The sequence below is a fragment of the Halomonas sp. 707B3 genome, assembly GCF_024158645.1.
In the GTDB taxonomy this organism is placed as follows: Bacteria; Pseudomonadota; Gammaproteobacteria; order Pseudomonadales; family Halomonadaceae; genus Vreelandella; species Vreelandella lionensis.
The window spans coordinates 1-23,736 of sequence record NZ_JAMZBE010000050.1 but is presented as its reverse complement, the minus strand read 5'-3'; the positions used below and the strand labels follow the sequence as shown (position 1 = coordinate 23,736).

The window sequence follows — 23,736 nt, the reverse complement described above, 5'->3', positions numbered from 1 at the left end:
TCATTATAGTCGCTCTCCCGCTGCTGGAACTCGCGGTGATGGCGGGCAAGCTCGGCATCTACATCGGCCATTTGCCGCTCTGCTTTCTGGCGGTCTTCTTCTAGCTGGGGCTTCAGTTGCCACAGCGTGGCATCCAGGTCGGCGAGTTCACGATCAATACCGGCGAGCCGGGCGAGAGAGGCCTGCAGCGGTTCCAGACGCATGGATTGGCGCATCTGGGCGATCCACTCCCGCGCCTTGGTGTTGCGAATTCGAGTTACCGGCAGCTCGACGCCATCCTCTTCGAAAATCGCCGCCAGCATGGTTTTGAGGGTGTCCATCTTGCCCTCTTTGGCATGCACCGCCGAGACCAGCTTTTCGATATGGCGGATGCGCCGCTCGGGCTTCACTAGGCTGAACTGCGACGCGATCTGACGCAGCTTGAGGCCGTCGCGGCTGTTGCCGTGCAGTTGGGTAAAGTCGTTTTGGATCACCGAGCGAAATTCAGAGGTAGCGCCCAGTTTGGGCGACACCGGCGTGCCGTTGCGTCGCAGGCCGCTGGCCCACTGGGTGTAGTCCAGCGCCGCTACGCCCGCCTCGCTCTCTACCAGATAGTCTTCCGGCTGATAGGGCGCGCCAACGAATCGGTACTCCACCCCGCCTTCTGCTTTGCGGGTCAGCACCGCCTGGCAGATATTGCCCGCTTCGCGGCGGTATTCGTACACCAGGTAGCTGTTGCGGTTGGGCAGGTAGAACGCATCGAACTTCATGCGCGTTTTGGGCACGACCTTGTTAGGTAATTCGCCGTAAAACACCGGCACCAGCCGCTGCAGCGTGGTTTTACCGGAGGCGTTGGTGCCGCAAATATTGGTGTGGCCATCCACACTGAGTTCGACCACCCCGTTTAAGTGGCCGTGAATCATCACGATGCGTAGCAGGTGGGCCATGCCGTGTCCTTGATCGTTTAACGTCCGAAAACGCTATCTTGCCAGACACCTCCAGCGCTTGTCTTACTCTTCTCGGTGCAGCAGTGGGAATCACACGACCACGATCATTCGCGCATGAGTAGCCCCTCAAAGAAGCTCACCGCATTGGCTTCCAGCCCTTCCAGGTAGTAGCCGCCTTCCTGTACTACCAGCGTGGGTACGTTCAGGCCCGCTACCCGGCGGCCAAGTTCAGCAAACCCTGGCGTCGACACGGCGACCTTGGCTTGGGGGTCGCGCTCGTAAATATCGAAACCCAGTGCCAGAACAATGGCATCCGGCTCGAACAGGCGAATAGCTTGGCAAGCCTCCTCCAAGCGGTCAAAGAACACTGCTTCTTCTGAACCGTGGGGCATCGGTAGGTTGAGGTTGTAGCCCAGCCCCGCGCCTTGCCCACGCTCCTCTTCAAAGCCGGATACTGCCGGGTAGAAGTTGGTGGTATCGCCGTGAATCGAGATATACAGCACATCATCGCGCTGGTAGAAGATTTCTTGAATGCCTTGGCCGTGGTGCATATCCGGGTCGAGCACGACGATACGCGGGTAGCGCGAGGTGAGATGCTGTGCAGCAATGGCAGCATTGTTGAGAAAGCAGAAGCCACCGGCAGAATCGATGCCCGCGTGATGGCCCGGCGGGCGCGATAACGCGTAGGCAAACCGTTCCCCAGCCAGCAACGCCTCTGCCCCAGCCACGGCACTCTGCGCCGACCAATAAGCCGACTGCCAGGTATGCTGCCCCACTGGTGCACTGCCATCCGCTAAGTAGCGCCCGGCTTCCGCCAATATCCCGCGCAGGGCGTTGGGTGAGCGCACAAAGATATTAGAGATTACCTCTTCACCCCAATCTTCGCCCAGGGCATGCCAGCGCCGGTGGGCACTTTCCAGAAACCGTAGATAGGCCAGCGAATGCACCGCCCTTAGCGGCCCCACGCCATGATCAACAGGTGCCTGGAGCTCAAACCCAAGCCTTTTGGCGGCGGCTAGCAGGTGCATGGCGCGTTCGGGCACTTCCTGAGGCGTGCGCATTTTGCCGCGGGAGAAGTAGGTTTGCGGCTGATGAAGCGCCTGGTCAGCGTGGAAGAACGTCTTCATGGGTATGGTCTCCAGTGTCCCCCACTCCCTTCACCACAAAATCGCGGGCCACCCCGATATGGTAATCAATCGCCTCACGGCAAGCGTCTGGGCGGCCACTGCCGAGCGCGTCCAACAGCTTGTAATGGCTGGTCGCGATGGTGTCGGGGGCTTCATGGGTCTTGGTGATAAGTGTGATACACAGGCGCAGCTCGTGGGTCAGGTTGTCGAAGGCACGCAGCAGCCGCTCGTTGCCCGCGTAGTGCAGCATCAGGCGGTGAAACTGTAAGTCTTCCTCAATGCGGCGCGTGCCATCGTTGCTGGCCGCTGCCTCACACAGTACCTCTACCTGCTGCTTTAGGGCACGCTCAACCTCAGCACTGTAATGCTCGGATAAACGCTGAATCGCGTGCCGCTCCAAACATAAACGCAGGTCAAAGACGTCCTCTAATTCAACGGCATTCAACGCCCGAACGAAAAACCCTCGCCGGGGTTTTGAGATCAACAAACCTCTGCTTTCCAGCAAGCGCGCCGCCTCACGAACCGGTGCCCGGCTGACTCCTAGCTCACGGGAGAGCTGTACTTCAGAAAGCCGTTCGCCGGGTAAAAAGTGTTGCTGAATAATCGCTTGGGTTAAGTAGTCGGCCACCTGTTCAACGAGATTATGTTGCTGAATAAAGGCGCTTGGCGCCGCTAACGGTGGTGCCATAATTTACACTCATATTAAGTATTACGTACTTTTAGTATGACGCAAAAACTATCTTTGTCGACGGCCGACTGACGACTGTCGACAGTTTTATAAACCACTGCTATGGTCAAAACAGGTCCCTAATAAACATCACAATCGGGCCTGAACCGTCACGCCTCGCTCGCCTAACGACTACGTAAGCCTATTACGTGCTAATAACTGAGGAGCAGGAAACATGAAGACCCCATTGGCTTTGGCCATTTCCGCTGCAGCACTCGCCGTTTCAACCACCACCCTGGCAGAAGACCCCAAACAGGGCGGTACCGTAAATACGATTATTCAGCCAGAGCCACCGGGCCTAGTGCTGGGTATGATTCAGAACGCGCCCACCCGCACCGTCGCGGGCAATATTTATGAGGGCTTACTCCGTTACACCACCGACCTAGAGCCCATGCCGCAATTGGCGGAGTCGTGGGAGGTCAGCGACGATGGTCGCACCTACACCTTCCACCTGAGAGAGAACGTTACCTGGCACGATGGAGAGCCCTTCACCGCTGAAGATGTGGTGTTCTCCGCCGATGTTTTCCACCGTGAGTTGAACCCCAGCGCCCGCGCCGTGCTGCAGCACGTGGAGAGTATCGAAGCCACCGACGATCACACCGTCGTATTTACGCTGAAGCAGCCCTTCGGCCCGTTCCTGATCTCCTTCGAAGCAGGCACCTTTACCATGGTGCCTGAGCATCTTTATGCAGGTACCGATTTCCGTAATAACGAGCACAACGATCACCCCATCGGCACCGGCCCGTTCAAGTTCTCCAACTGGGAGCGCGGCACGGTGATTGAATTGGTCAAGAACGATGAGTATTACGAAGAGGGGCTGCCCTACCTGGATGGCGTGAACTGGCACATCATTCCTGACGGTGCTTCCCGTGCGGTGGCGTTTGAGAACGAGACCATTGACGTGCTGCCCAGCGGCACTGTCGAGAACTTCGACATTCCTCGCCTAGCCGAGATGGATAACGTCTGCATGACCGAAGAGGGCCACGAATATTTCAGCCCCTTTGCCATGCTGTGGATGAACAACCGCGAAGGTCCCACCGCTGACAAGCGCTTCCGTCAAGCAGTGATGTACGCCATGGATCGCGAGTTCGCCAAAGATGTTCTGTGGAACGGTCTGGGCAATGTGCCGCTCTCCGCCTTTGGCTCCAATGCGCGCTTCCAGAATGATGACCTAGAACCCTACGACTACAATCCAGACCGCGCCCGTGAGCTGCTGGATGAAATGGGTTATGACGGTGAAGAGATCACCATCCTGCCGCTGCCCTACGGCGAAACCTGGACCCGCTGGGCAGAAGCCGTGCAGCAGAACCTGCGCGAAGTGGGCATTAACGTTGAAACCCAGGCCACCGACGTGGGCGGCTGGAACCAGCGCCTGGGCGATTGGGATTACGACCTAGCATTTACCTACCTCTACCAGTACGGCGACCCGGCGCTGGGTATTTCACGCACCTACCTTTCCGACAACATTGCCAAAGGCTCGCCTTGGAATAACGTAGAGGGCTACGAAAACGAGCGTGTCGACGAACTCTTCAACGAGGCCGCCACGGCATTCCCCGACGAAGAGCGCGAAAAACTTTACCGCGAAGTACAGGAAATCCTCCATGAAGACGTGCCCGTTGGCTGGCTGATGGAGCTAGGCTTCCCGACCCTTTACCGCTGTGATGTGAAAAACCTGGTCACCTCCGGCGTGGGTGTTAACGACGGCTTTAAAGATGCTTGGCTAGATCGCTAAACCCAAGCCACCCAGGTAGCGCCTGCTACCTGGGTTTTCTAGCCACGCCTTGAAGGTATTCGTCAGGAAACGACTTATGGTTTACGCGCGCCTCATCCTAATGCGGCTTCTCAAGGCCGTGATTGTGCTGTTTTTAATCGTTATTTTTAACTTCCTGCTAATTCAGCTGGCCCCCGGTGACCCGGCCGCCATTCTGGCCGGCGAAGCAGGTGCCGCGGATCAGGAGTTTCTCGATCAGTTGCGCGAGCGCTTTGGGCTCGACCAGCCGATGTATGTACAGCTGTGGCATTACGTGTCGGGTATCGCCATGCTCGATTTCGGCTACTCCTACCGACTGGGCGTGCCGGTGTTTGATCTGATTATGGATCGCCTGCCCGCCACCCTACTGCTCACCGGCACTGCCTTTGTGCTCTCGCTGGTACTGGGCATTGTGGCAGGCTCCATGGCCGCCGCGCGGGTCAAGAAGCCCTCTGGCTCACTGATCATGGCGCTGGCGCTGGTGTTCTACGCCACGCCGCTGTTCTGGGTCGCACTGATGTCGGTGGTGGTCTTTTCCGTTTACCTGGGCTGGCTGCCCGCCTATGGGCTTTACACCGTGGGGGCGGGCCATACGGGGTTGGCGCTGGTGCTCGATGTGGCCAAGCACTTGGTATTGCCCGCCACCACGCTGGCGCTGTTCTTTATGGCGATTTACACCCGCATGACGCGCACGTCGATGCTGGATGCCGCTCAGCAGGATTACGTCAAAACCGCCCGCGCCAAGGGCTTGAAGCCCAGCATTATTCAGCGCCGTCATGTGTTGCGTAATGCCCTGCTACCGATAATCACGTTAGCAGGCCTGCAGGCGGGGCAGATGGTCGGCGGGGCGATCCTGACCGAAACCGTGTTTGCCTGGCCCGGCATCGGGCGCTTAATGTTCGAAGCCCTTGAGCAGCGCGACTACAACCTACTGTTGGGCATTTTCTTCTTCTCGGCGGCGCTGGTGATTGTCTTCAACATCATTACCGATTTGGTGTACAGCCTGGCTGATCCACGCATCAAGAAGGGGGCCGCATGAGCTTTTTCGCACGCTTCGCGCAGAACCGTGGCGCCCTCATCGGGCTGATCATCCTGCTGCTGATTATCGCCATGGCCATACTGGCGCCGCTGCTGTTTCCCGAATCGCCCTGGCGCATGGTGCAGCGACCCTTTTTGCCGCCGCTCTCGCAAGATGGCTTTCCCCTAGGCACCGACACCATGGGCCGCAATGTGGCCTCTGGCTTAATGCACGGCGCCTGGGTGTCGCTGTTGATTGGGCTGGTATCCACCAGCGTGGCGCTGCTGATTGGCGTTCCCTTGGGGGCCATTGCAGGCTACTACGGTGGCATCATTGACGACATATTGATGCGCTTTACCGAGTTCTTCCAGACCATCCCCAACTTCGCGCTGGCGATAGTGCTGGTGGCGATTATGCAGCCCAGCATTACCTCCATCGTGCTGGCGATTGCGATTGTCAGTTGGCCGCCGGTGGCCCGCTTAGTGCGCGCCGAGTTTATGTCGCTGCGCCACCGCGAGTATGTCGAAGCCGCTCGTTTGGTCGGTCAGTCCAACACCACGATTATCCTGCGCCAGATTCTGCCCAATACGCTGTCGCCGATTATCGTGCTGGCATCACTCATGGTCGCCACCGCGATTTTGCTGGAGTCGGCGCTGTCGTTTCTCGGCCTGGGCGATCCTAACGTGATGTCCTGGGGCTATATGATCGGCGCGGCGCGCACGGTGATTCGCCAGGCGTGGTGGCTAAGCTTCTTCCCGGGGGTGGCGATTCTGCTCACCGTACTGGCGTTAAACCTGGTGGGTGAAGGGTTAGACGACGCACTGAACCCCAAACTATCACGCGAGCGCTAGGCGTTTGTTATGGCTGGAGTGCCTGTTATGAATGAAGCATCGACAGAAACCGTCCTCAGCATTCGCGACCTCAATATTGCGCTCCCCAAAGGGGCGGATCGTGCCCTAGCTGTGGAGGACGTGAGCTACGAGGTGAAGCGCGGCGAAATCATGTGCGTGGTGGGCGAGTCCGGTTCCGGTAAATCGATGGCCGCCAATGCCGTAATGGGGCTACTGCCCAAGGGCGTACACGCCACCCAGGGCGAGATACTCTTTGAAGGGCAGGATCTACTTGCCCTGTCAGAAAAGCAGCACCGCGCCCTGCGCGGGCTAAAAATCGGCATGATCTTCCAGGAGCCAATGACCGCCCTGAATCCGCTGATGCGGGTAGGCGCGCAAATTGCCGAGGTGTTCGAGGCTCACGGCCAGCTCACTCCTAAAGAGCGCCAGGCCCGCGCGCTGGAGCTGTTAATCGAAGTGGGAATCCCCCAGCCGGAGAAAGCCATTCGCGCCTACCCGTTTGAGCTTTCCGGCGGTCAGCGCCAGCGGGTGATGATCGCCATGGCGCTGGCGTTGGAGCCCGTTTTGCTGATTGCCGATGAGCCCACTACGGCGCTAGATGTCACTACCCAGGCGCAGATTCTGGAACTGATCCGCGACTTGCAGCAGCGGCGCGGTATGGCCGTGATGTTTATTACCCACGATTTTGGCGTGGTGGCTGAAATCGCCAATCGCGTTTGCGTCATGCGCCACGGCAAGATTGTCGAACTAGGCGACGCCAAACCGGTACTCGAAAATCCTCAGAACGCCTACACCCAAGCGTTGATTGCCGCGATTCCCAGCAATGCGGTGCCGCCCCACCGGGAGACTAGCCAAGTCGCCCCGCTGCTGGAGATCAAGCAGCTGAGCAAAGTGTTTCGTTCTCGGGGCGGTTGGCTCAAGCCCTCCCGTGAAGTGCATGCCCTTGATGATGTTTCGCTCACTCTGGCCCGGGGTGAAACGGTAGGTATTGTCGGTGAGTCCGGCTCTGGAAAATCCACTCTCGGGCGCTGCGTGGTGCGTTTAGAGCACCCCGATAGCGGCGAGCTGCTGCTCGATGGGGTAAATCTCTCCCAGCTCAAAGGCGATGCGCTGCGCCGGGAGCGCCACCGGGTGCAGATGATCTTCCAAGACCCTTACGCCTCGCTCAACCCACGCACCAAAGTGGGTATGGCAATTGCCCAGGGGCCGATTGCCAACGGCACGCCCAAAGCCACGGCGCTCAAGCAGGCGGGCGAACTGCTCGACATGGTCGGCTTGGGTGCCAGCGCCGTGGAGCGCTTTCCTCACGAGTTTTCCGGCGGCCAGCGCCAGCGGATCGGCATTGCCCGAGCACTAGCGCTCAACCCCGAGCTGATCGTCGCAGACGAAGCCGTCTCGGCGTTGGATGTGTCGATTCAGGCCCAGGTACTGGAGCTACTGGAGGAATTAAAACAGCGCCTTTCGCTTTCGCTGCTGTTTATCACTCACGATCTACGCGTCGCCGCGCATATCTGTGACCGCATCGTGGTCATGCAGCACGGCCGCATTGTTGAGCAAGGCAGCGCCGAGCAGATTTTCCTCGCTCCACAAGAGGCTTACACCCAGGATCTGCTCAAGGCCATTCCCGGCCGCGAAGCCCCCGTAGCGGCGACAGCGTAATTTACCGAATGGGCAAGACAAAATGAGAAAGACAAGCTAAGGAAAATACATGCAAATAACCCTGGAGGCGCTGCGCGCTATTGTTGGCCCGGCCCATGTATTGACTGGCGACGATGTGCACAGCCGTCGCGTGGATTGGATGACGGGCGCGCCCTGCCAAGCTGGGGCGATTGTTCGCCCGGCGAATACTGAGCAGCTTTCTGCGGTGATGCGTGCCTGCTACGAGTTGCTGCAGCCAGTAGTCACCCACGGCGGCTTAACGGGCTTGGTACATGGAGCGGAGGCTAGCCCCGATGAGCTAGTGATCTCGCTTGAGCGCATGACCGCCATTGAAGAAATAGACCACGTGGGCGGGACGCTCACCGTGCAGGCGGGGGCACCGCTGCAGAGGGTTCAAGAGGCGGCAAAAGAGGTCGGCCTGCAGTTTCCGCTGGATCTGGGCGCTCGGGGCAGCTGCACGATTGGTGGCAATATCGCCACCAACGCCGGCGGCGTTAGGGTGATTCGCTACGGCATGATGCGCCAGCAGGTGTTGGGGTTAGAAGCGGTCATGGCCGATGGCCGCGTGGTCAGCTCCATGAATCGCATGCTGAAAAACAACGCCGGTTTCGATTTGAAGCAGCTGTTTATCGGTAGCGAAGGCACCCTGGGGATTGTGACCCGCGCAGTGCTGCGCCTGCAGCCACCGACCCCCAGCGAACAAACGGCAATGGTGGCCTGCCCCTCATTTGAGGCGCTCACCGGGCTACTCAGCCATATGGGCAAAGCACTGGGAGGAAACCTCGGCGCCTTCGAGGTCATGTGGCAAAACCACTACCGACTGCTCACCGAAACGCTGGGCCGCCACAACCCGCCGATTGCTACCGAGCACCCTTTCTATGTCATTATCGAATCTTTGGGCAGTGATGCCGAACGCAATGCTACCCAATTTCGTGAAGCGCTAGAGAGCGCCTTAGCGCAGGAACTCATTGTCGATGCGGTGATTGCACAATCCAGTACCCAGCGCGATGGTTTATGGGCCATTCGTGAGGATATTGAGGGGCTCATCCAAGGGCTGGCGCCGTTATTCACCTTCGATGTTAGTCTGCCGATTGCCGAAATGCAGCGCTACACCGATGAGCTGGAGGCCCAGCTGACCCAGCGCTGGTCCGATGCGCGGCTGGTCGTGTTTGGCCACCTAGGCGATGGCAACCTGCATATTTCCGTCAGCGCCGGGAGTGCCGAGGTGTCGGTACGTCGCGAGGTGGAAGCCATGGTCTATCAACCGCTGGCAACGTTAGGCGGCTCGATCTCGGCCGAACACGGTATTGGCTTGGAGAAGCGACCCTGGCTGAGCACCTGCCGTTCAGCGGCTGAAATGGAATTGATGCAAACGTTAAAGCATGCGCTTGACCCGCATCGACTGCTGAATCGCGGTAAAATTTTAAGCTAAACACTTTTTATATTTTAGGATTCGCCCATGTCCTCTCATAGCAAGCCCCGCTACCCCGAGCATCTCACAGGTGAAGGCCCCGTAAACCCTTTTCCAGGGATCAAAGTATTGGAGCGTAAACTGGGCCGAGAGATTCCCCATCGGCTGGGCTCTAATGAGGGGCTGGATATGCCCCACCGTGCCCTGCGGGAACACTTTGGCGATGCGGTGGCGCAGCACGTTTACTGCTATGGCGATGCCGAGGCGTTAGGGGTACGCCAACGCTTGAGCGCGCAACAGAACATTCCTTTGGAGCATCTGCTGGTGGATGCCGGTGCCGATAGCCTGATCGCCCTTGCACTGCGCACTACCTGCACGGCGGGAGACGTTGTGGTGAGCACTGCAGGCACCTACCCTACCTTCGGTTACTTTGCGTTAGGCCAGGGCTGCCGCTTGGTTGAGCCAAGCTACCATGAAGCCCCCGGCGTACTCGCCCCGGATTTAGAAGCGCTAGCGGCAGCAGCCCATCAAGAAGAGGCGCGGTTGGTGTACTTAGCGAACCCAGATAACCCCAGCGGCCACCTGCATAGCGATAGTGCGATTCTTAAGCTGCGCGAGGCGCTGCCGGAGGCGTGCTGGCTGCTGCTGGATGAAGCCTACGGGGATTTTCGTGATGACGCGGGAAGCGAGTTTCTCGGCCAGGCGCTTCCGGGCGTGATTCGCCTACGCACGCTCTCCAAAGCTCACGGCCTCGCCGGAATGCGGATTGGCTACGCGATTGCCGAGCCTGATGTGCTGGCGATAATGATGAAGGTGCGTATTCACTACGCAGTGTCTTCATTCACCCAGGCCGCCGCCGAAGTTGTGCTCGACCACCCCGAAGAAGTTCACCAGCACATCGAGGCGGTCAAAGCCCGTCGCGAGCAGCTGGCGCTGCACTTTATCGGCCTGGGTGCCGACGTGCTGCCCAGCGCGACGAACTTTATCGGCATTCGACTTCCCAGCGCGGAATTGGCCGCTGCAGTACACCAGGAGCTACTGGCCGAGGGCGTGCTGGTTGCCCGCCTCGCCCACCCTGAGCTAGCCAACGTGATCCGTATTACGGCAGTGGAAGAAGCGCTGGAGTCCGGCAGGTTGGCCGCACTGGAAAAGGCCCTACAGCAGCACGGCTAGCGCCGCTTGCCCCGGTGCTATTCCAAGAACTATGCCAAGAACTATGCCAGGGCTATTACAAGGTTATGCCGGAGTTAGACAGTGCTGGTAAGCCTCTAGCTCGCCGCGCACCGCTTTGCGATAAAGGTGCTGCAGTTGAGCCGTCACGCTATTAGCCGCAATCGGCTCGCTGGGCGGCGGTGCCCCAGCACGGCTGCCAACTCTGCGCCCATCCAGCTCCCTCAGCGGCAGAATTTCGGCGGCGGTGCCAGTTAAAAAGGCTTCATCAGCGGTGTAAAGCTCATCGCGGGTAATACGCCGCTCTTTCACCTCGATGCCTAACACATCGCGGGCCAGTTGAATGACGCTATCGCGGGTGATGCCCTGCAGGCAGGAGGTTACTTCCGGGGTGTGCAGCACGCCATCGCGCAGCAAAAAGACGTTCGCCGCCGAAGCCTCGGCCACATAGCCCTCTGGGTCGAGCATGATGGTTTCGTCAAAACCGGCTTTTACCGCCGTATTGAGCGCCAGCATCGAGTTCACGTAATGGCCGCTGGTTTTAGCGCGACACAGGCTGATATTGACGTGATGGCGCGCCCAGGAAGAGGTTAAAGCACGCAGGCCGTGGGACGCCGCGTGAGGGGAAATGTAGGGTCCTAAATCCCAGGCAGCAATCATCACATGGGTGGTCAGCCCTTGGGCCCGCAGCCCCAGGCCTTCCGCGCCTAGAAAAACGGTGGGCTTTAAATAAGCGCTGCTTAAACCGTTTTTAGTCAGGCTTTCGCGCTGGGCATCAATTAGCTCGGCTTCGCTAAACGGCAGTGGAATATCCAGCGCATGGGCACTTTCCACTAGCCTGCGAGTATGCTCGGCCACTCGAAACAGTTGGGGGCCTTGCGCTCCTGCATAGGCGCGCACCCCCTCAAAGCAGCCCATGCCGTAGTGCAGCGTATGAGTGAACACATGCACTTTGGCGTCCCGCCAAGCGAGCCATTGACCATCCAGCCAAATCCAGCCGTCACGATCATAGAGTGGTGTCATCGGGTTGTTTGCTCCCACTGTTGGTGCCAGCCATCAATTAACGCCTGCTGGTGTGGCTGCAGCGATTGATAGCCCCAGGCGGCAATTTCTTCGTTTTGTGGATCGAACACGGCGGTCTTACTGCCCGCAAGGGTTTGGATTACCGCATGACCGCAGAGCGGCACGTAGCCTTCGGAGTAGCCGCCTTCATGCACCACCACCAGCTTGCCGCTGCAGCAGCGCTCTGCCACGGCCTTGACTTGAGCGGTCATAGTGGCGAAAGCCTGGCTGTTGAGCAGCATCTTGCCTAGCGGGTCTTTGGCGCAGGCGTCATAGCCACAGGCCACCACGATTAGGTCAGGCTTGAATGCCTCCAAAGCGGGCAGCACCAATGTTTCCATGGCATACGCGTAGGCCCCCAGGCCACAGCCTGGGGGTAGCGGCAGGTTAAGGTTAGCGCCTAACCCGGCCCCTTCGCCCTGCTCGTCGAAACCACCGGTTTCCAGCGGGTAGTTGGCCGCTTGGTGCATGGAAACGGTGAAGACATCGGGGTCGTGATAAAACGCCGCCTGCTGGCCGTTGCCGTGGTGAACGTCCCAATCGAGTATCGCCACGCGCTTGGCTTGACCTAGGGCGCGGGCACGCATTACCGCAACGGGGATATTGCCTAACAGGCAGAATCCTCGGCCCTGGTCGGCTTCGGCATGGTGGCCCGGCGGGCGGCATAGCGCATAGGCGTTATCCACGTCGCCCAGTGCCACGGCCTCAATGGCAGCAATAGCTAGCCCCGCTGAGTGGGTTGCCGCCGCCCAGCTGCCCGGCATATAGGGCGCGCAGTCTCCGCCATTGCCACCCCGTGCTTTATCCCCTGCTTGCAGTTCATCCAAATAACGCGGGGTATGAAAACGCAGTAGGTCAGAGAGCGTTGCAGCAGGCGGTTTCACCACGTAAAGCTCGTCAATCAGCCCGCTGACTTCCAGAATATTCTTCAGCCGCCGCTTGCTCTCAGGGCTTTCCGAGGCGGCCTGGGGCTGCAAGAACTCCCCCGGCGCGGAGAACACGCCGATGGCCCCCTGGTCATGCCAAAAGCAGCGTTCGTGCCAGTAAAATGCGGTTTTACTCATGCGGTAACCCCCTGCATAAAGGCCGCTAGGTTGGCGCTTAAATGCTCGGTGGGGTAGCCGCCTTCCTGCACAATCACCATGGGTAGCGAGAGCGCTTTTAAGCGTTTGCCCACCTCGATAAACGCCTCGGTTTCCACATTAAGGCCCGCTAACGGGTCATCTTTATGGGCATCCAGCCCGAGTGCCACCACTACCGCATCCGGCTCATAGCGCTGCAGATGGTCGATCAGGATCGCCAGCGCATCTAAATAGACCTCGCCATCGCTGCCCACCGGCAGGGGGAGATTCACGTTGCAACCCACGCCTTCATCGCTACCCTCTTCATCGGCACCGCCCCAGAAAAACGGATAAAAATCGCTGGGGTCGGCGTGTAGCGAGCCAGTCCATACATCATTTCTGGCGTAGAAAATATCCTGGGTGCCGTTACCGTGGTGCAGGTCCACATCAATAATCGCTACCTTGGCAAAGCGTTCGCGCAGCACGGTAGCCGCCAGCGCAGAGTTGTTCAGCAGGCAAAAGCCGCCTGCGCGCTCCGGCCCAGCATGGTGGCCTGGCGGGCGGCACAGCGCATAGGCCACCGGTTCTCCGTCTAGCACCGCTTCTGCTGCCGCCTCAGCAGTGGCGGCCGAGGCCAGCGCACCTTGAAAACTGGTCGCGCTGAGCGGGCAGGCCATATCGTGCAGGTGCCAGCCCGCTTGCCCAATCGGGTGGCGCGGGTAGTGGTGGCCTCCTCCGCAGGGGTGAATGTTGGGTGCCACGAACTCGGCGGCATTGGGCAGCGCCTGCCAGCGGGCATAGATTGTTTCCAAGAACGTCAGGTAACGCGGCGTATGAATTTGCTCTAAGCGCTTACGCAGCTTGGGGGAGTCTGACTCAACTGGCGCAGTGAGCACTAAGCCAGCCTTTGCTAACCCCTGCGTCAGTAGCTCGGCACGCACCGGGCCTTCCGGCGATGCGACGGGCTGGCCACGTAGCAGGAAGGTAGGCGGCGCATGCATCGCCTGATCAGGATGATAAAAGCACTTCATGGGTCGCAGTCCTTAGCGAAACTATGAAACAGCAGATTCAGGCAGTGACTCCCATATTTCAATAGCAGCGGCTAAATCTTCCAGCGAAGCGCCCACCGATTTAAATAGCGTGATGGCGTCTTTATCCGAGCGCCCAGGTTTGGTGCCTGTCAGCACTTCGGCAAGCTCGGCTTGGATGTCATCAAATTGGAAAGCGCCTTCATCTATGGCCTGCAGAATATCTCCCGCTTCGCCTTTTGCCCCGGCGTAGGTATCCACAAATACTTGTGAGCGGCGTAAGCACTCTGCGTCGGTTTCCCGCATTTGCGGCCGAAACGCGCCAATTAGATCCAGGTGTGTTCCTGGCGTCAGCCATTCGCCTTTAATGATCGGCTGGGTAGAGAGCGTCACGCAACTGACAATATCCGCTTCCGCCACGGCGGCGGGTAATGCTTCTACTACTTGGGTATCAAAACGGCTTGCGTACTCCTCAGCAATCGCCGTTGCCTTGCTGGGGTTACGTCCCCAGATCAGTACCCGCTTGATCGGCCGCACGCTAGCGTGGGCTTCAATTACCATGGGTGCCAGCTTTCCTGTCCCCACGACCAATAGCGTATCAGCCTCTTCGTTGGCTAATGCTTGAGCAGCCAGAGCAGAGGCTGCCGCAGTACGGCGGCGGGTTAATTCACTGCCATCGATACAGGCCAGCGGCTGGCCGTGCTTGCCTTCGCTGAGCAGGTAAAGCCCGGAAATAGCGGGAATACCGTGCTCGGCGTTTTGCGGAAACACGTTGACCATTTTCACACCGATATAGCCAGCGGCTTCCCAGGCGGGCATCAGCAGCATGGTGGCTTCACCATCTGGCCGGTGCATAGCATGGTGATGACGCGGCGGAGATTCCACGCCGTTCACAAAGGTATGCCGTAAGCGTTCGATCAACCCTTGCCAAGCAAGATACTTTGCTACTTCCACTGCTGAGACGACCTGCATATCATGCCTCCGGAACTGCGGCGATGACCATGATTTCGACTTTCCACTCAGGCTTAGCCAGCTTGGCTTCAAGCGCGGCGCGCACTGGCGGGCGGCCAGGCACTACCCAGGCATCCCAAGCTTGGTTCATTTGATCGAACTCCGCCATGCTGGTGACCCACACTTGGGCAGAAATTAGGTGCTCTTTGGATGTCCCCGCTTGCACCAGCAGTTGGTCGATACGTGCAAGCACTTGCTCGGTTTGCCCACGCATATCGGCGGTGGTATCCGTTGGCACTTGGCCTGCGAGATACACCGTGCCGTTATGAATCGCCACTTGGCTCATGCGAGTATTGCTGTCTTGATAGGTCACGCCCATGGGGTCTCTCCAAGGAAGGTGGGGATCCTCTTGAGACTACGACGATGCAAAAGGGTGTGCTTGCCCGAAACTCTGGCAAATTTGCCCGCAAGTCAGGCAGGCAGCGTGTTCAGGCGTTATCTATCAGAAGAGGGGGAAATCTCAAAGTAACGACGATAGGCGCGGGAGAAGCTGCCTTGGTCGCGAAAGCCCACCAGCATGGCAATGTGGCCAAGACTCAGCGCGCTATGGCGAACCATCGTGCGCGCATGCTCTAACCGCCTGCGCTGTACATAAGCCAGCGGCGTCACGCCAGTTAACTCGCGAAAGCAGCTATGAAAGTGCCCAGGGCTTAACGCACACAGCGCGGCTAACTGCTCCACCCGTATTTCATCCGCCAAATGCTGATCTAGCCAAGCATCCAAACGTTCTAGATCGAGCCGTTCGCTGATACACCGAACTCCGAGCTGGTCGGCCGTCTGTTTTGGCGCATCGTTTAGGTACATATAGAGCGCCCGCAGCAGCAGCACGGCGATTTCATTTTGCAGTGCTGGGCACTGATCAAGCTGATGAGCGAGCGCATGGGTAAGCTGATTTAAGGCAGGCGGAACGGTAAAGAAACGCGGCTTATCGAATAAGCGCTCAATCTCACTGCCCTTTTCCAGCGTGGCTAAGTGCTGCACGGGGATATCCAGCACCAGCGTACGGTTGCTGCCATCGCCCTGATACTCGTGATGGCGCGACGAAGGGATCAAACAGCCACGGCGAGCGGTGACCCGCTCCCCCTGGCCTTCCATGGCAAGCTCGGTAACGCCACACGTCGCCAGGATTAGCTGGTGGAAATTGTGGGAGTGCGCCACCTGCTCTGGGGCCAAATTGCGGCTATGCAGCTCAAACTGGGCCATGAACTTACCATTGGGTTGATTCTCAACAAGGGCCTTCACTATACGGCGATGCCCCGCTTAAAATCGAGGGTGCGTTAACGTTGCATTAACGCACCCTACAACAGGCCACTACCCTTATGCGTCAGGCAGGGCTGCGATCACCATAATTTCCACTTTCCACTCGGGCTTGGCCAGCTTGGCTTCCAGCGCCGCGCGTACCGGCGGACGACCCGGCACCACCCAGGCTTCCCACACTTCGTTCATTTCCGCAAACTCGGCCATATCGGTCACCCACACCTGAGCAGAGATCAGGTGCTCTTTAGAGGTGCCCGCCTGCGCCAGCAGCTCATCGATGCGCGCCAACACCTGCTCGGTTTGGCCACGCATGCCCACCGTGGCATCTGCCGGTACTTGGCCCGCGAGGTAGACCGTTCCGTTATGAACAGCCACTTGGCTCATACGTGCATTGCTTTCGTGATAGGTCACGCCCATGGGATATCTCCAGCGAAGGTAGGTTTTTTCTTTCGTTTATAACAACCCCGCATATTTACCATAAAAAGCGTTTAGCACTAGGCCCTAATGGGCTGAAATTTGGAATTTTTGACTCACTGACATCTTCACTAAAACGTTTTATTAGCGTGAATCATCAAACAACGGGCACAAAAAAGGGCCTAGCGATAAAACGCTAAGCCCCTGAATTTGGTGCCGGTGGCCAGACTCGAACTGGCACACCCGTAAAGGCGGCGGATTTTGAATCCGCACAGATGTACTTTAAAGGCCGCGCTTGCACAAGGCCTTGTAGCTAAATCAGCACTTTAGCGATTTACATCCTTTGCACACAGCACGTTGGTCACACCCAATCTGCGACCAAAACGCGACCACAATAGCATTTGAGCCCCCGGCTAATGATTGGTAACTGCTTAGGCGGCGACCAGTTGGCAACCAGATTGCTCCCACTGCAGCAAGACGAGGGGGACAACATATCAAGCTGCACGAAGCGGCTTAAGGACTAAAGCAGGGTATAACCTGACAAGCGCACCGCGCGCATTTAGGATCTGCCTCTATTCTGAGCCGCCCAACAGCAAAGTTGTTGGTGACGGAAAGCGACGAGCTAGTGCTTCAATATCGTTACATCCTGGAAACACTGACCCACGAAAGTGGGCTGATCGGAATCGTGTTCTATACGACGTGGTCGTCATTGGTCTCGAGACACTGCATTAGCTATCACACAGTTTCGTCCGCCACGCTTGGCTGCATAAAGTTGTTGGTCAGCAGCCTCAACGAATGCTTCCTTGCTCATTCCCTCGCGCCAACTATACAGTCCCGCGCTAATGGTAATTGCACGGTGCGGCCAGGATGTTTGCTCGACAGTAGATCTGAGCCGTTCGATGATACTGAAGGCTTCTCCAATGGTCGTATCCGCCAGCAGTATGGCAAATTCCTCGCCACCGATGCGAGCCACACAGTCATAGGGACGAATCGCAGAAATCAAAACCTTGCCGAGTAAACGCAGTAAGTCGTCACCGGCGGGATGGCCATAGATGTCGTTGAATGACTTAAAGCTGTCGACATCAATCATGGCAAGGGTCAGAGTTCTTGGAGCATCACGCTTGACACGACTGATTGCCTCATCTAGGGCCTTGTCCATGACACGGCGATTCGGCAAACCGGTCAGAGGATCAGTGAGACTCTCCTCACGCAGAGCTAAATTAGCGACCTCGAGCTGCTGCTTCAGGCTTTGCAACTCTCGGTTCTGTTTATTCGCCAGTGTCAGCAGAGAGACGACATGATCCTGCGCCTTCCGCTGAGCGGTGATGTCGACAACCTGGGAGATAAAGTTGCGCACGCTGCCATCCTCATTACGCACTACAGAAACCGACAGGAGAGCATGAACCACATGACCGGCTTTGTGTAGATAGCGTTTTTCTATCTGATAATGCTCTCGGTGGCGGTCGATGACCTCCTGCAACAACGCAAGGTCTTTGTCCAGGTCACCTGGATGGGTGATGTCCTGAAATGTAAGTCTAAGTAGTTCGTCCTCGCAATAACCGAGAAATTCACAAAGGCGTCGGTTGACCACTAACCATTCACCTTGAAGCCCGACAAGCGCCATGCCGATACCGGCGTGGTGAAAATTATTACGAAAAGCCTCTTCGCTTTGCCGTAGTTGTTCCTCGCGACGCTTTCTGTCACTGATATCTTGATGTGTCCCGTACATCATTAGTGGTTTACCGTCGGAACTCCAGCTAAACACCTTCCCTCGGTCTAGCACCCAAACCCAGTGGCCGTCCCGGTGCCGCATTCTGGCCTCAACTTCGTAGAATTCGGCGTTGCCTTCGAAGCAAGCCTGTAGCGCGGCATTCGAGCGTGCGAGGTCTTCCGGGTGGGCGTAGCGTATCCATGTTTCAATGGTGATCGGTGCCAGTTCTTCTAGCGTGTAACCGATGATTTCCGCCCAGCGTTCGTTGAAGCGGGTCTCGCCGGACTGGACGTTCCATTCCCAGGTGCCAACGTTGGTGCCCCTAAGGATGGCTTCATAGCGGAACCGCGCATCTACTTGCTCTTGGATCGACGGATCTTCGGGCACGAAGGTGTCGTACAGAGTTTCTTTGCCTTTCACATCTGTCAGGTCGATGTGAGCTCCGGCAAGCCCAAGTACGCGGCCGTCACTGTCGCGAATTGCAATACCGCGGCAACGCATCCAAACAGTACTACCGTCTAGATGTCGGTATCGGACGATTCGGTCGATTGGGAACTGCGGCTCGTGACAATGCCGTGCCATGTCGGCATCGAGAAGCGTCAGGTCATCGGGCTGCGTTAAGGGCCGCCATGCCAGAGAGTCTATCGGTATGTCATCCGCTTGATAGCCAAGGGTCAACCAGAAACCGGCGCTAAGTCTGGCCGCCCCGGTCTGAGTCAAGTCCCTAAACCAAATGCCACTCAAACAGTCGTCTGCGAGAAAACACAGCAACTCGGGGTTATCGGAGAAATTAGCCCAGAAATATTTTTGTTCTTCCGTCATCGTAGCGCCCTCATGGAAGAATGGCCCAACCACTTCCTACTCTTAGAAGTGCCCGCGATAACCTGGTAACTCCTTGCGCGCTACGCCAATGGCGCATAAAGAGTAGCTTAAAATCATTCCAGTCTTTATTCTGCGTACGATTGGACCGTCATCGAGTCAGACAACCAATCAAGAACTTGGTCGGCAGGCATGGGTTTGGCAATGCCATAGCCTTGACCAAAAAGGCAACCCAGCTCGATCAACCGTGCAGCGTGGGCCGCCGTCTCAACGCCTTCGGCAATGACATGGCGCTCGAAGGCTCGCGCCATACTGATCACGCCTTCAACGATATTTTCATCGCTTTGGTCTGTCAGCATATCGCGGACGAAACTCTGATCGATTTTCAGAATGTCCACAGGTAGCTGGCGAAAAATAGTCAGCGAGGAGTAACCCGTCCCAAAATCGTCAAGGGAAACCTTTATACCTGCCGCTTTACACTGATTTAACGTCAGTATTACTTGGGTCATGTCCTCAACCGCAGCGGTTTCCAACACCTCAATTTCAAGCTGACTACCTTCCAGTGAGGGAAAGCGCTTGAGCTGTTTGTCAATGGTGTCGAATAAACTCGCCTGTCGCAGCTCGTTGGCACTTACGTTGACGCTAACATGCAGCCGATGGCCCGCCATTAACCACTCATTGAGCTGCTCTATCGCACAGCGCATCACATACTCACCGAATTGAGATTCAATGCCCGACCCGATGATCGGAGGTAAAAAACTGGCCGGAGGTAACAATCCTTGGGTGGGATGCTGCCACCTGACCAGGGCCTCAAAACCGATGACAATGCCGTTGGCAAGATTGACCTTCGGTTGATAGAAAAGCACAAACTCCTGGTTGATCAACCCCATTCTAATTTGATCGACGAGATGGTTCCGACTTTCAATCTTCCTCGCCACGCTGGCGTCATAAACGTGGTACTGACTGCGGCCGTTTTCTTTGGCTACGTACATGGCCTGATCGGCATGGCGCAACAGCGTGTCAGCATCAACGTCATCCTCAGGAAACAACACCACACCCATGCTGGCCGATGCGATAGGCAGATAGTCGTCAATAGTCAGCGCCTCTTTAAGTTCTGCCATCAGCCGTTGAAGCAAAGCGTGAAGCTCTATCTCACTCTTTAAATCAGGCAGCAGCAGAACGAATTCATCACCGCCGATTCGCGCGACGGTGTCGGACTCTCGCAACATACTGGTCAAGCGCTTAGAGGTTGCAATCAGAACCCGATCGCCAATGGCGTGTCCTAGCTTATCGTTGATGTGTTTGAAGTTATCCAGATCGATGTAACAAATCGCCAGCAAATGCTGCTCACGACGCGCTTTGGCCATGGCCTGCTGGAGACGGTCAGTGAGCAACCGGCGATTAGGCAAACTGGTCAGAGGGTCATGGTTTGCAACACGATCAAGCTCCGCCTCGTGGGCTTTGCTCTGGGTGATATCAGAAAATACAGCGATATAATTGAGGATCTGGCCTAAATCATCGTAAACGACCGAAATGGACAGGTTTTCAATGTAGAACTCGCCGGACCGCCGACGGTTTCTGACTTCGCCATGCCAGAAGCCCTGGGTTTCAAGGGAGTAGGCAATGTCCTCTTCAAGTCCACTGGACTGGAGTTCAAAAAGCACAAACTGTGTTTTATGGCCGATAATGGCGGTTTTTTCATACCCAGTTATTCTTGAATAGGCTGCGTTAGCGTCCAGAACAACCTGTTCGGCATCGGTGATCAACACGCCATCATTGCTGGATTTGAAAACGCTGAGTGCACGCTGCATTTCCAGATCAGCAAGCTTCCGTTCGGTAATGTCCAAATGCATGATGACAGCACCATGCAGGTCCTCGGAATTCAGGGAGGCAACCATGAGCCGGAACCATTGCTGCCGAGAGGACGAGTGGCAGGCATATTCCATGGAGAATTGGGATCTTTCGCCCACAAGTACGCTACGAATACCAGCGGCAGCCGCAAACGCATCGGTCGATTGATCACCAACTGCCTTCTCACAGGTTGTGAGATAATTTTCCCCGACCCCAAACAACGGGTCATGGGCATTATTCTCATGCCCATACTGCCGCCAGGCTTCGTTCACATCAATCAGCTTTCCCTCGCTATCCACCAGCGTGATGTGCGCGGGAATCGCATTTAAGATCGCAGCTTGCCGTTCAGCGTACTGACGGTGGATTTCAGCCCGTCGGCTGAGTTCTTGTTGGGCCTGGCTGAGCATAAAGGGCATGCCTTGCTCATCAAAGACGGCATCGACAGACCCGTTGGTAAGCTCATTGATGCGACTCTCAATTTGTCGCAACTGAAAAATAAGATCTTTGATTTCGTCTGTAAGAGCTGTCATGGGCTTACTGATCTCAAAAGATCAATGATATCGGGGGAGTCACTTAAATCTCCGATGACCGTTACGGGAGGCGACGAGCCAATGATCATCGTGGGGGTTAACATAATGCCATCCTCAATCGCACGATAGGACTGCTCTGACAAGTCGATCACTTCGATGGTAAACCGATTTAAGAAGTGGGCCTCGCAGATGGCTTTCAGGTTCTGGCGGGCCCGAACAGAGTTTGGTGATCGTCCAAACGTATAGAGCTTCAGTGTCAACGGTTTATTCATCGTCATTTTGATGATCTGCAAAACGTTTAGTGCGCACCTGGGATGCGGTATTATCCGTCTGTGTCTTCAGATGGTGCTGGGTGGTTTCGGTATCAGAGAGTTCCGCCCGCTTGTAGTCAAGGTCTTGATGAAGCTGCTTCATCCGCTGCTCCAGATCGCTGATTTCGGCATTTACTTTTGCGTGATGTCTTCGCGCGGCAAAGGCGGCTTTATCTTTTTCAAGTTGATCGGCCTGCTCTCGTTCGAGTCGCAGTGTTCCCATAAGTACCTCACCACCGGCACTGTATACATCTGCCAGATCGACCCCCTGCGAACTCAGCACCAGCTCACGAACCTGATTCGAATGCGCCGTTCCACGGGACTTTATGATTGATAAGCTTCGATTGCGCTCCCCCCCATTGGAGTGATAATTCAAATGAATCCAAGTGTCCGCGATGGTGGAAATCTGCAGAGGAGTACTAAAAATATCGGCATCGCCTTTTCCCAACAGGCTCGTAGTCAACAGAGTGATACCGCGCTGTTTGGACCAGTCCACCAAACGCTGAATAACGCTGTGCGCCAATAACGCATTGCCTGACTTAGAGAGCGCCGACGCCGGGTCGATAACAAGGCATCGTGCGTTATGCTCTTCAGCCCATTGAGTGATTCGCATCAAGTGAATCTCACTGCTGCCCGTGATACCACCTGCAGATTTGAGCTTCAACAGCCCGGATTCAGTGTGGGCTTTTAGATCGATGCCAACCGACGCAAGATTGCGAACAATTTCTGGACCACGGGAGTCAAAACTCACAAACAGAGTGGGTTCATTACGCAGGCAGGCAGATTCAGCGAAGGTGCCTGCCAATGTGGTTTTAGCAGTCCCGGGAGCGCCAGTGATCAGAATACTGGCGGACCGGTGATAACCACCTGAGAGCATCGTGTCCAGCCGTGCCACGCCGGTCGAAAGGCGCTCATTGGTAACAGCAGTGAAGTCGTCATCAGCGGGAAAAGTGGCGGCCAGTTCAATGCCGTGACGACTAATAAGGTAGGGCGCATCGTTCTCGTCAAATGCAGAGCCACGATATTTGACAACTCTCAGGGCGCGTTGGGATATACCCTGGATCATCTCGTGTTTGAGTAATACAGCACTGTCCACCATGAAAAGCAGAAAGTCGAGGCTTCCATTGGGTACTACCGTGTTACTGACACCCGTCTTGGATGTGATGATGGCCGTCAGTTCACGTTCGAGAAGCCATTGATGCAGGCGGAAAGCCTCACGCCGCATGGCGGCCTCATCAGACATGAGCGCGAGCACGATATCGAGGGCATCAAATACAATTCGCTGGGCACCCATTTTATCGACAATGGCGCCGAGCCCTGCCAGCATACCGCCAAGATCGAAGCTACCGGACTGCACAATGTCGCTGGTGGGCTGTGCATCCAGGAAGAATAGATCGTCTTTTTCCAAAGACTCAATATCCCAACCAAAAGAGGCGGCATTTTGTTTAATTCGAACGGCATTTTCTTCGAACGCTACAAAAACACCGGCCTGCTTCAGATGCCGGGCACTGCTCACTAGTATCTGCAGCGCCATGACCGTTTTACCGCTGCCAGACTCACCCTCAATGAGGGTGGTTCGCCCCATGGGCAGACCGCCATTGGTTATCTGGTCAAGGCCGTCAATACCTGTGGAAAGTTTTTTGAGCACGTAGCACCTTTTAAAAACTGGATATCGTCTTGCCTACCTAGGACCCATACAGTGGCGTTAATGAAAGCTACCCCTGTATGCAAAAATTCCCAAAAAACAAAGCAATTTAAAAATTAATAGACGCCAATGAAAACAGTTGCTTACGTTTTATTGGCCTAGAATTTGCGTATTTTTGCTTTTAGGGTCTAAATAAAAATTAACGAAAAGACACAGTGTTTTTCAAGATAACTTGGACTGTTTACACGTTCAAGCTATGTCATTTTCCACCATTGCTTTTCAGGACTCAGCGTCGTTAACTGATCTTACCCAGCAACAGTGGACACTGGTTTAAGCGATCATTCGGGCTTCAAAGGCCTCTGGGCTGATCATCCCAATAGCACTGTGCCGCCGTTGT

Annotated in this window: 20 protein-coding genes; 6 read left to right on the top strand and 14 right to left on the bottom strand. The window is 56.4% G+C overall.

The genetic code is table 11. The features are described 5' to 3' along the window. The 3 genes from BIS10_RS08740 to BIS10_RS08730 form a co-directional block, all read right to left on the bottom strand. A partial coding sequence (locus BIS10_RS08740) for an ATP-binding protein (RefSeq protein WP_253504451.1) occupies window positions 1–926 on the bottom strand: 926 nt, incomplete at its 3' end. Window positions 927–1,030: 104 nt separating this feature from the next. Then, window positions 1,031–2,053, bottom strand: coding sequence for a histone deacetylase family protein (locus tag BIS10_RS08735; RefSeq protein ID WP_253504448.1), 1,023 nt, complete (start codon window positions 2,051–2,053; stop codon window positions 1,031–1,033). Beyond that, window positions 2,031–2,741: a GntR family transcriptional regulator gene (locus tag BIS10_RS08730; RefSeq protein ID WP_253504445.1), complete on the bottom strand. Its 711-nt coding sequence runs from the start codon at window positions 2,739–2,741 to the stop codon at window positions 2,031–2,033. Before BIS10_RS08730 ends, BIS10_RS08735 begins: the two co-directional genes overlap by 23 nt. Before the next feature lie 214 nt (window positions 2,742–2,955). Between BIS10_RS08730 and BIS10_RS08725 the strand changes: the two genes are divergently transcribed. The 6 genes from BIS10_RS08725 (at window position 2,956) to BIS10_RS08700 (ending at window position 10,642) form a co-directional block, all read left to right on the top strand. Next, window positions 2,956–4,512 (top strand): ABC transporter substrate-binding protein, encoded by a 1,557-nt coding sequence (locus BIS10_RS08725; protein ID WP_253504443.1) that lies wholly within the window; start codon window positions 2,956–2,958, stop codon window positions 4,510–4,512. Window positions 4,513–4,588: 76 nt separating this feature from the next. Beyond that, window positions 4,589–5,569 (top strand): ABC transporter permease, encoded by a 981-nt coding sequence (locus BIS10_RS08720; protein WP_253504438.1) that lies wholly within the window; start codon window positions 4,589–4,591, stop codon window positions 5,567–5,569. Continuing rightward, a complete protein-coding gene (locus BIS10_RS08715; protein WP_253504435.1) occupies window positions 5,566–6,399 on the top strand; it encodes an ABC transporter permease in 834 nt (277 codons plus the stop codon). Before BIS10_RS08720 ends, BIS10_RS08715 begins: the two co-directional genes overlap by 4 nt. A gap of 27 nt (window positions 6,400–6,426) precedes the next feature. Continuing rightward, window positions 6,427–8,058: an ABC transporter ATP-binding protein gene (locus BIS10_RS08710; RefSeq protein ID WP_083025251.1), complete on the top strand. Its 1,632-nt coding sequence runs from the start codon at window positions 6,427–6,429 to the stop codon at window positions 8,056–8,058. Between the two features lie 49 nt (window positions 8,059–8,107). Beyond that, entirely contained in the window at window positions 8,108–9,490 is a 1,383-nt protein-coding gene (locus BIS10_RS08705; RefSeq protein ID WP_253504432.1) for an FAD-binding oxidoreductase, read from the top strand. Between the two features lie 27 nt (window positions 9,491–9,517). Further along, window positions 9,518–10,642 (top strand): histidinol-phosphate transaminase, encoded by a 1,125-nt coding sequence (locus BIS10_RS08700; RefSeq protein WP_253504429.1) that lies wholly within the window; start codon window positions 9,518–9,520, stop codon window positions 10,640–10,642. Window positions 10,643–10,705: 63 nt separating this feature from the next. On the opposite strand, the gene BIS10_RS08695 is transcribed toward BIS10_RS08700, so the two are convergent. The 11 genes from BIS10_RS08695 to kaiC form a co-directional block, all read right to left on the bottom strand. Then, on the bottom strand, window positions 10,706–11,662 hold the full coding sequence (locus BIS10_RS08695) for a branched-chain amino acid transaminase (RefSeq protein ID WP_253504426.1): 957 nt from the start codon (window positions 11,660–11,662) through the stop codon (window positions 10,706–10,708). Continuing rightward, entirely contained in the window at window positions 11,659–12,765 is a 1,107-nt protein-coding gene (locus tag BIS10_RS08690; RefSeq protein ID WP_253504423.1) for a class II histone deacetylase, read from the bottom strand. Before BIS10_RS08690 ends, BIS10_RS08695 begins: the two co-directional genes overlap by 4 nt. Beyond that, entirely contained in the window at window positions 12,762–13,793 is a 1,032-nt protein-coding gene (locus BIS10_RS08685; RefSeq protein ID WP_253504420.1) for a histone deacetylase family protein, read from the bottom strand. Before BIS10_RS08685 ends, BIS10_RS08690 begins: the two co-directional genes overlap by 4 nt. Before the next feature lie 21 nt (window positions 13,794–13,814). Further along, window positions 13,815–14,762: an ornithine cyclodeaminase family protein gene (locus BIS10_RS08680; protein WP_253504418.1), complete on the bottom strand. Its 948-nt coding sequence runs from the start codon at window positions 14,760–14,762 to the stop codon at window positions 13,815–13,817. A gap of 1 nt (window position 14,763) precedes the next feature. Next, entirely contained in the window at window positions 14,764–15,120 is a 357-nt protein-coding gene (locus tag BIS10_RS08675; protein ID WP_253504415.1) for a RidA family protein, read from the bottom strand. 116 nt (window positions 15,121–15,236) lie between these two features. Beyond that, a complete protein-coding gene (locus BIS10_RS08670; protein WP_083025242.1) occupies window positions 15,237–16,004 on the bottom strand; it encodes an AraC family transcriptional regulator in 768 nt (255 codons plus the stop codon). A 114-nt stretch (window positions 16,005–16,118) separates the two neighbouring features. Beyond that, window positions 16,119–16,475, bottom strand: coding sequence for a RidA family protein (locus BIS10_RS08665; RefSeq protein ID WP_054641705.1), 357 nt, complete (start codon window positions 16,473–16,475; stop codon window positions 16,119–16,121). Window positions 16,476–17,178: 703 nt separating this feature from the next. Further along, on the bottom strand, window positions 17,179–19,005 hold the full coding sequence (locus BIS10_RS08660) for a sensor domain-containing diguanylate cyclase (protein ID WP_253504412.1): 1,827 nt from the start codon (window positions 19,003–19,005) through the stop codon (window positions 17,179–17,181). Between the two features lie 125 nt (window positions 19,006–19,130). Next, window positions 19,131–21,383 (bottom strand): EAL domain-containing protein, encoded by a 2,253-nt coding sequence (locus tag BIS10_RS08655; protein ID WP_253504407.1) that lies wholly within the window; start codon window positions 21,381–21,383, stop codon window positions 19,131–19,133. Then, window positions 21,380–21,655, bottom strand: a complete 276-nt coding sequence (locus BIS10_RS19015) for a circadian clock KaiB family protein (RefSeq protein ID WP_392567164.1) — start codon at window positions 21,653–21,655, stop codon at window positions 21,380–21,382. The genes BIS10_RS08655 and BIS10_RS19015 overlap by 4 nt, the downstream gene beginning before the upstream one ends. Next, the gene (gene kaiC, locus BIS10_RS08650) at window positions 21,648–23,342 is read right to left on the bottom strand and encodes a circadian clock protein KaiC (protein ID WP_253504405.1); all 1,695 of its coding nucleotides are present in this window, start codon (window positions 23,340–23,342) and stop codon (window positions 21,648–21,650) included. The genes BIS10_RS19015 and kaiC overlap by 8 nt, the downstream gene beginning before the upstream one ends. Window positions 23,343–23,736: the final 394 nt, after the last annotated feature.